Source organism: Alkalibaculum sporogenes (assembly GCF_009362815.1).
Taxonomy (GTDB): domain Bacteria; phylum Bacillota; class Clostridia; order Eubacteriales; family Alkalibacteraceae; genus Alkalibaculum_A; species Alkalibaculum_A sporogenes.
The window spans coordinates 1-9774 of sequence record NZ_WHNX01000056.1 but is presented as its reverse complement, the minus strand read 5'-3'; the positions used below and the strand labels follow the sequence as shown (position 1 = coordinate 9774).

6 protein-coding genes and 1 riboswitch are annotated in these 9774 nt (G+C 32.0%); all 6 genes read right to left on the bottom strand.

What is annotated here, in order from left to right; genetic code table 11:
* Positions 1–285: 285 nt before the first annotated feature.
* Entirely contained in the window at positions 286–2286 is a 2001-nt protein-coding gene (locus tag GC105_RS16130; RefSeq protein ID WP_152806892.1) for a methyl-accepting chemotaxis protein, read from the bottom strand.
* Positions 2287–2363: 77 nt separating this feature from the next.
* A riboswitch (cyclic di-GMP riboswitch) is annotated at positions 2364–2450 on the bottom strand.
* A gap of 214 nt (positions 2451–2664) precedes the next feature.
* Positions 2665–4653, bottom strand: a complete 1989-nt coding sequence (locus GC105_RS16125; RefSeq protein ID WP_152806890.1) for a methyl-accepting chemotaxis protein — start codon at positions 4651–4653, stop codon at positions 2665–2667.
* A gap of 344 nt (positions 4654–4997) precedes the next feature.
* Positions 4998–6080 carry a methyl-accepting chemotaxis protein gene (locus GC105_RS16120; RefSeq protein ID WP_152806888.1) on the bottom strand — a complete coding sequence of 361 codons (1083 nt, stop codon included), beginning with the start codon at positions 6078–6080 and terminating at the stop codon, positions 4998–5000.
* A 542-nt stretch (positions 6081–6622) separates the two neighbouring features.
* The gene (recR, locus tag GC105_RS16115) at positions 6623–7225 is read right to left on the bottom strand and encodes a recombination mediator RecR (protein WP_152806886.1); all 603 of its coding nucleotides are present in this window, start codon (positions 7223–7225) and stop codon (positions 6623–6625) included.
* Positions 7226–7273: 48 nt separating this feature from the next.
* Complete coding sequence (locus tag GC105_RS16110) at positions 7274–7615, bottom strand: YbaB/EbfC family nucleoid-associated protein (protein WP_152806884.1); 342 nt, start codon at positions 7613–7615, stop codon at positions 7274–7276.
* 152 nt (positions 7616–7767) lie between these two features.
* Positions 7768–9312, bottom strand: coding sequence for a DNA polymerase III subunit gamma/tau (gene dnaX, locus GC105_RS16105; RefSeq protein ID WP_193708461.1), 1545 nt, complete (start codon positions 9310–9312; stop codon positions 7768–7770).
* Positions 9313–9774: the final 462 nt, after the last annotated feature.

The following is a 9774-nucleotide window of genomic DNA, read 5'->3' as shown; positions in this document are numbered from 1 at the left end:
TCCCATATTAAAAAACTCCTTACTGGTTTGAATTCATATCTAAATTCTTGCCATTAAAGAGTTATTTTTTACCATAGACACAAAATTTATTACACTACCAAAAGATTTCTATGTAGTTCATAGAAATCTTTTTATTTGTAGTATATTTACTACTTATCCTTTTATTTATGTTTGTATTAATTTCAAAAAACTACTGCTAGAACCAGCAATTTCTTCAATAGTAGCCGTTTGTTCTTTTATAGATATTTACTATTTTTGCCTTTATATTTAATTTTATAATTAGACTTATACCTTGAACCTACTAATAATAATCTGTAAATTTTGAGCTAAATTCGCTAAACCTTCACTAGAGCCTGCTATTTCTTCAATAGAAGCTGTTTGCTCTTCCATAGATGCAGAGGCTTCCTCAGTAGCTGCCGAATTTTCTTCTGCAATAGCTGTTAAGTTTTGCAGAGTTTCAAGTATTTGATTTTTCATCTTTTCCATTTCTTCACTTGAAACGTTTAATTTTTCTACTGCCACTATTGCATCTTTCATGGCTACTTCAATTAATAGGTATTTATCTCTATTGCTCACTACACTATTAGTTTGCTCTTTTGAAATTGTTGTTACTCTTTCCATTGTTTTTACAGCATTTTGAGCATTTCTTTGTAATTCACTTACTACTTCATCAATAGCCATTGTCGACATAGAAGATTGTTCGGCTAGTTTCCTTATTTCTTCAGCTACTACAGCAAAACCCTTACCTGCTTCTCCTGCTCTTGCTGCCTCTATAGCAGCATTTAATGCTAATAGATTTGTTTGATTAGCTATTGCTGATATTACCCCACTCGCCTCTCCTATTTCATTAGAACTATTATTTGTAGCTATGATTATATCGTATATTTCCTTTGTCGCTACTGCACTTTCATCTGAAATTTTAGAAAGATTATCAACTTCACCTAACCCTTCACTTACAACTTGCGCAACTTTTTGTGACGCTTCATTTAATTGTTCTATGTAATTCTCTGTATTTGTGATAGTCTCTCCTAGTACTACAGCTTTAGTAGATCCATCTTCTGTATTAACAGCTTGTTCAGATGCACCTTTTGCTATTTCTTCAACTGTTTTAGTCACTTCCTCCGCTGCTGTTGCTGATTGCTGTGAAGTCGCTGTTAATTCTTGTGATGACGCTGCAACTTGTTGAGCAGATTCGTTAACTTCCCTAATAATTTCTCTAAGATTATTAATTATATTTTGGAATGCATTTGCTAAGATTCCTACTTCATCCTTCAATTTCATGTCAGATTCAGGCACATCTTGTGTAATGTCTAAATTAGATATTTTTTTCGCAATGTCTATTACTTTAACAATAGGTTTCGTAATTAAATTACCTACAAAATAAGTTAAAAATATACTAATTATTAGTATCAATCCTATTAGTATCATCGTGGTTTTTTGAAGTGTTGGAATTGCTGATAATACTTCATCTTGATCTGCATCAATACTAACTATCCAGTCAGTATTATTAATAGGTGCAAATCCAGAAAATGTCTTTTTCCCTGATGGGTTTGTCCATTGAATGTGGCCAGTTTTTTCCTCTAGCATTTTACTATAAACTTTAGCGGTTATCTTTATAGCTTCAGATTCAGCTTCTTCTCCTGTCATAGTTAGAGGATTTATTTGATTTGCAACTATATCTCTATCAGGGCAAGCAATAAGTGTACCCGTACCATCTATTATTATTGCTTCACCTTTTTCTCCTAAACCTAAATTATCGGTAATATCAGATAATGCATCTCCAGATGTGCTAGCTAAAATGGCTCCTACCACATGACCGTTACGTTCAATAGGAACAGCATAGATTAAAACAGCCTCCATTATTCCAGGACTAACCCCAAAGTTAACTGCACTCTTTTCGCCTTTGAATACTTTCATAACTGGGTCAGTATCTTCTAATTGTATAGTGCTTCCGTCGGTATTAGTTACAAATCCATCAACACTCATTACTCCGAAATTTATAAAATCAGTTTCTTCTTGTTGATTTTGTAATATAGCCTGTTGAATCTCCCAATCCATACTTTTAACGTCATCTAAGTTAGCTATTATTTCAATTGCTTGTCTATGGGTATCCATTTCACTCTCTATTAACTTTCCTGCCTCTATAGATGACTCGACTACGCTCTTTTCTATTTCTTTAACAATCGCATTTTTTGTCATTACCATAGATGTTATTCCAACTGTAATACACGATATTAAAATAATTATAGAAAAATAAATTACTAACTTTGTTTTAATACTTTTCATGTGACCTCCCCTTAAACTTTTATTTTTTTTACATAAAAATACCCTTTTATTAGAATAAAAGGGATATCATGTTATATGAATGCAACCGGCTACCATATAACTTTATGTTAATTAGGCCCTTGGCTTTGCGTCCTTACCTTTAGATAAGTTTGCCCTTAAATGTCAATTAGTTTATATTTCCAATATTTAATTATACTTAATATTAATAGAAAACAATCTATAAATCAAGATATTTTGAACTTTTTTTACATTTTGTGTTAAAATCATAGATTCTTCAATGATATTACAGCAGTAATTTTTTAACTTTAATATACTAGCCAAAAAAAATTCCTAGGATATTTTCCTAGAAATCTTTTTTAACTGCCCTCATATTTAATTTTATACCTTGAACCTACTAATAATAATCTGTAAGTTTTGAGCTAAATTAGCTAAACCTTCACTAGAGCCTGCTATTTCTTCAATAGAAGCTGTTTGCTCTTCCATAGATGCAGAGGCTTCTTGTGTAGCTGCCGAATTTTCTTCTGCAATAGCCGTTAGGTTTTGCAGAGTATCAAGTATTTGATTTTTCATCTTTTCCATTTCTTCACTTGAAACGTTTAATTTTTCTACTGCCACTATTGCATCTTTCATGGCTACTTCAATTAATAGGTATTTATCTCTATTGCTCACTACACTATTAGTTTGCTCTTTTGAAATTGTTGTTACTCTTTCCATTGTTTTTACAGCATTTTGAGCATTTCTTTGTAATTCACTTACTACTTCATCAATAGCCATTGTCGACATAGAAGATTGTTCGGCTAGTTTCCTTATTTCTTCAGCTACTACAGCAAAACCCTTACCTGCTTCTCCTGCTCTTGCTGCCTCTATAGCAGCATTTAATGCTAATAGATTTGTTTGATTAGCTATTGCTGATATTACCCCACTCGCCTCTCCTATTTCATTAGAACTATTATTTGTAGCTATGATTATATCGTATATTTCCTTTGTCGCTACTGCACTTTCATCTGAAATTTTAGAAAGATTATCAACTTCACCTAACCCTTCACTTACAACTTGCGCAACTTTTTGTGACGCTTCATTTAATTGTTCTATGTAATTCTCTGTATTTGTGATAGTCTCTCCTAGTACTACAGCTTTAGTAGATCCATCTTCTGTATTAACAGCTTGTTCAGATGCACCTTTTGCTATTTCTTCAACTGTTTTAGTCACTTCCTCCGCTGCTGTTGCTGATTGCTGTGAAGTCGCTGTTAATTCTTGTGATGACGCTGCAACTTGTTGAGCAGATTCGTTAACTTCCCTAATAATTTCTCTAATATTATTAATTATATTTTGGAATGCATTTGCTAAGATCCCTACTTCATCCTTCAATTTCATGTCAGATTCAGGCACATCTTGTGTAATGTCTAAATTAGATATATTTTTTGCAATGTCTATTACTTTAACAATAGGTTTCGTAATTAAATTACCTACAAAGTAAGTAAAAATAATACTAATCAAAAATATAATTGCAATTATTATCATACTCGTTCTTTGTAGCCCTGGAATTGCAGATAGAACTTCATCTCGGTCAGCATCGACAACGAGTATCCAACTCGTATTGTCAATTGGGGCATATCCTGCGTATTCAACTTTACCTGCAGTGTTTGTCCATATTGATACACCTTGTTTTTCGTCAATCATTTTTTGAGTTAACTCTGCCATTGAAGCAAGGGTTTTATCCTCTTGTGCGGCTTCTATAGGGTTAAATTGGTTTATAACCATATCTCTATCAGGAAAAGCAATCATAACTCCATTTGCATCTATCATATATGCCTGACCATATTCTAAGCCTAAATTATCAGTTATTTCACTTAGAGCACCACCATCACTACGCCTTAGCAATGCACCAACTACTTTATCACCTTCTTTAATTGGTGTAGCGTACATCATTACGATATCTCCATTAACAGGACTGACTCCAAAATTCAACACATGCATATCCCCTGCCAAGGCTCTGGAAATTGGATCAGATTCTTCTAATTTTATTACTCTTCCATCTACGTAATTTACTGTTCCATCTGGAAACATTACACCATATACATGTGAATTGTCTCTTTCTACTTGACCTTGTAAGATTGGAAGTTGAACCTCCCAGTCCATGGTTTTTATTGCATCTAGTGAAGCTAAGGTCTCTAAACTTTCTCTCTGATTTGTCATTCTGCTTTCTATTAATTCTGCTCCATCTAGTGAAATTTTTTCTAGTGTACTCTCTGCTTCTGCTGTGACTATATTACTAGCTTGGTATAAAGATACAACACCTAATGTAACAGTAGATATGAAAATTAAAACAGAAAAATAAATAATTAACTTTGTCTTTATACTTCTCATTGTACTCCCCCTCTTATTTTTTCTTGATCTCATATAAAAAACCCTTCTATTTATAAAAAAGGGTAGTCATATAAATGTTACAATCGGCTTAAACTCATTAGTAGTTTTAAGTTTTTGATGATTTAACCCTAAAATTTAATTAGTCAATTCCATATTTAGTTATAAAATAATAATAATAAGCAACAATACTTTTTCACAGTCAATAATTATATCGTTTAATTTTAATAAAAATTAACTGATTAACTGACTTTTTTCATCAAGTTTCGACAAATAAAAAAGATTTCTAATATATACTAGAAATCTTTCTTAACATTTTATTTAATTATTATTTTACATAATAAGAACTATACTTTGAACCTACTAATAATTTCCTGTAGATTTTGAGCTAAATTGGCTAAACCTTCACTAGAACCTGCAATTTCTTCAATAGAAGCAGTTTGCTCTTCCATAGAAGCAGAGGCCTCTTCTGTAGCTGCCGAATTTTCTTCTGCAATAGCTGTTAGGTTTTGCAGAGTATCAAGTATTTGATTTTTCATTTTTTCCATTTCTTCACTTGAAAGGTTTAAATGTTTAACTGCTTCAATTGCACCTTTCATAGCTCCTTCTATTAATAAGTACTTATCTTTATTGCTTGTAACACTATTTGTTTGTTCTTTGGCAATTGTAGTTACTCTTTCCATAGTTTTTACAGCGTTTTGAGCATTCCTTTGTAATTCGCTAACTACCTCATCAATAGCCATTGTTGACATAGAAGATTGCTCGGCTAGCTTCCTTATTTCTTCAGCTACTACAGCAAATCCTTTGCCTGCTTCTCCTGCTCTCGCTGCTTCTATTGCAGCATTTAAAGCTAAGAGATTTGTTTGATTTGCTATAGATGATATTACTCCACTTGCCTCTCCTATTTCATTTGAACTATTATTTGTAGCAAGTATTATATCGTATATTTCCTTTGTAGCTAGTGTACTTTCATCTGTTATTTTTGTAAGATTCTCAATCTCCTTTAATCCTTCATTTACAACATGTGCGACATTTTCTGTAGATGTATTTAATTCTACTATATAGTGTGAATTTTTACCAATAGTCTCTCCTAATGCAGTTGCTTTTGAAGAACCTTCTTCTGTATTAATAGCTTGTTCGGATGCACCTTTCGCTATTTCTTCAACGGTTTTAGTCACTTCCTCGGCTGCTGTTGCTGATTGCTGTGAAGTCGCTGTTAATTCTTGTGATGACGCTGCAACTTGTTGTGATGAATCACTTACTTGTTGGATAACTTCTCTAAGATTATCTACTATATTTTGGAATGCTAGAGCCAACTCACCCGTTTCATCTTTCAACTTTAAATCTTCTTTAGAGACATCCTCAGTAATATCTAAATTAGCGATATTCTTTGCAATTGCAACTACTTTCACAAGAGGTTTCGTTATCATATTTCCAACGAAATATGTAAGAATAATACTAATTAATAAAATAACTCTTTTTTTATCTTGAAATCTTGAAGTGGGAGGTCTTAGTGCCTGTTAATGCGGGATAATACTTCAACTAGAATCCTTAAATCATTGAAAATTCTACCAGATCTTTAATCTTTGATAGAAATATAACTAATCAATTTATCTATTCAAAATATTAAAAACTTATTAATTTATTTTCAAATAGTATTATGATAGTAGTTAATATATCTACCCTATCCACTATATTGTTTAAATTCGTGTTAATAGATTTAAGTAAATTGATAATATATTTTATAATTCCTGTAATTTATATCGTCCATTTTCACTAATGATTAACTTGATTTGGATAGTTTTTCTACATATTTCGACCTTTAATATATTTTCACTTATTTGGTTTTTCCCAATACTTTTTCTACATAAAAAAGGCTCAAGGAAAGATTTACTTTCGTTGAGCTGGGTATATTTATAAAACCTTATTTACTTTTTGATATAAGTTTATTTGATTCGCAAATATTTCTTTCTTATATCTCGTGCCTTCCTTCAAAAGCCTTTGATAGGGTAACTTCGTCTATGTATTCTAAATCCCCACCTACTGGGATACCGTGAGCAATTCTAGTTACTTTTATTCCGGACGGCTTTATAAGCTTAGATATATACATTGCTGTAGCTTCTCCTTCGATATTAGGATTAGTTGCTAATATTATCTCCGAGACATCTTCTTTTTGGAGTCTCACTATAAGCTCTTTTATTCTAATTTCATTTGGTCCTATGCCTTCCATAGGTGAAATAGCACCTTGTAAAACATGAAATAAACCTCTGTAATCTTTTGTTTTTTCTATAGCTATAATATCTTTGGGTTCCTGTACTATACACAATGTACTCTTATCTCTCTTACTATCAGTGCAGATCCGACAATTCTCTTCTGAAGTAATGTTAAAACATATAGTACAGTTTTTCACCTTTTCCTTTGCTTGTACAATTGCATGGGCAAGAGAGGCAACATCGTCTTTAGACATTTTTAATACATGCATAGCAAGTCTTTGAGCACTTTTATTTCCAATACCGGGCAATTTGCTAAATTCATGTATTAACTTTTCGATTGGTGCTGAATGATATGATGACATACGATACCTCTCCTTTCGCTATGCTAGATAAGCAGTAGCTCGTCCTGTCTAAAACAATCCTTTTGGTAAGTTCATTCCACCGGTAATTTTACTCATTTCATTATTTACCATCTCATCTGCACTTCTTAATGCCTCATTTACTGCTGCAAGAATTAAATCTTCTAACATTTCAATATCATCTTCATCTACAACTTCTGGTTTAATTTTTATGGATAATATATTCTTTTTACCTGTAGCTATTACAGTAACAGCTCCTCCACCTGATGTTGCTTCTACTTGCTTTTCTTCTAACTCTGCTTGTACTTTACCCATATCTTGCTGCATTTTTTGTACTTGTTTCATCATGTTACCCATATTACCACCCATTCCACCAGAAAACTTTTTCGCCATCTTAAATATCCTCCTCTAATTATCTCATTGTATTATTTTATAAATTATATCATTAAACTCTTATTACAAACAATCTACTCATTTTTAATGGTTTTTCTATATCCTATTCAAAGGATCTAGATTCCTATTATTACTAATTTCATATTTTAAATCTACTCTTCTGTTAAATATACTTTATCTGCACCAAATACTTCTTTTGTTATCTGCACTAACTCGTCGTCTTCTTTAATTTGATATTCAGTACAATTAAGAAAATATTCATTTTGAAATATTTCATTCATTTGTTGCTCTATATTTGATTTGTTTTTATTCACTTTTAATAAGTGTATCGTATCACCTTCATTAAATTCAATGTTTACTCTATTTTCAGTGATGCTAACAAATTTGCCCATTTGTAGTGAACTACCAAGTGATGGACTTTCTTTCTTAATTGCCTCACATAGAATTTTAAATTCAAATTTTGAGTTCACCTGATCTAACGATTTCTTTTTTTCTATTGGCTTTTTAGGTACATTATCTAATATATAATCGTTCTTTTTATCTTGCTGATTATTACTATATTCTTGAACCTTTATATTCTGATTTGATTTATGCGGCGTACTAATTAAGTTAAAGCTACATAGTTTTATTAGAATTACTTCTACCAAAACCTTAGGTAGTGTGCTAAATTTAATCTTATTCTCCATATCTGTTAAAGATTCAATATAGTAAGAAATTAATTCTTTTTCTACTTGATTGGATAGTTTTTGCAATGTATCAATATTTTCTTCACTTGCTTCTATTAGATTTTCTTTAGCACTTGTTATTTTAATTATAAGCATATCTCGAAAACAAAGAATTAATTGATTCATCAATTGAGTCAGTTCCTTACCATTCTTATATGCTTCTTCCAAATAATCAAGAGCAGATTTTATATCTTTATTTACTATGGTTTCAATTATAGAGTAAACTAAATGGTCATCACTTATTCCTAGTAGATTTTTAACGCTTTCATAACTTACAATATTTTCTTTGCTTATAGATAAACATTGTTCTAGAATACTTAAGGCATCTCTCATTGCTCCATCTGCGTTCTTAGCAATCAACTGTAATGTTTTATCTTCAATAGTTATATTTAATTGTTTACATATCTGTTCCATCTTACTTTGAATATCACTTATCTGAATTCTTCTAAAATTGAACCTTTGGCATCTCGATAAAATTGTAGTAGGCAATTTATTAGGTTCTGTTGTCGCTAATATAAATATGACATGCTTTGGAGGTTCTTCTAAAGTCTTTAGTAAAGCATTAAAAGCTTCTGAAGTTAGCATGTGTACCTCATCTATAATGTATACTTTATAACTTCCTATAGTTGGGGGGTATTTTACTTTTTCTCTTAGTTCTCTAATTTCATCAACGCCTCTATTAGAAGCTGCATCAATTTCTATTATATCCATAATATTGTTATTTTCTATTGTTTTACACGTATTACAGATATGACAAGGTTCACCATCTTTGTTTTTCTCACAATTTACTGCTTTTGCAAAGATTTTTGCTGCAGAAGTCTTACCTGTTCCTCGTGTACCGCAAAATAAATATGCATGGGTTATTTTTTGTGTAACTATCTGATTCTTTAGAATAGTAATATTATTATTTTGCCCTATTACTTCAGCAAAACTCTTAGGTCTATACGTTCTATAAAGTGCTATGTATTCCATATCTATCTCTCCTAGGTACATCATGCATTTATTATTTTAAAGTTTATATATTCATTATACTACTTTTTTAATACTATAAAAAGTAATTCGCCAAGTGTAAATGCACTTCGTGCCTTTACGGACTCTCTGATCTCAAACCTTTTAACCGGCAAGCCGTTTAACTTGTTTGTTGTCAGTTCCTCCTGTCTCTCGCCTTAGTTTACGTAACCTCGTCTATCGGCTTCGCCGTTAGACTCGTTCGGGGACATTCGCCAAGTAAATGCACTTCGTGCCTTTACGGACTCTCTGATCTCAAACCTTTTAACCGGCAAGCCGTTTAACTTGTTTGTTATCAGTTCCTCCTGTCTCTCTCACCTTAGTTTGCGTAACCTCGTCTATCGGCTTCGCCGTTAGACTCGTTCGGGGACATTCGCCAAGTAAATGCACTTCGTGCCTTTACGGACTCTCTGATCTCAAACCTTT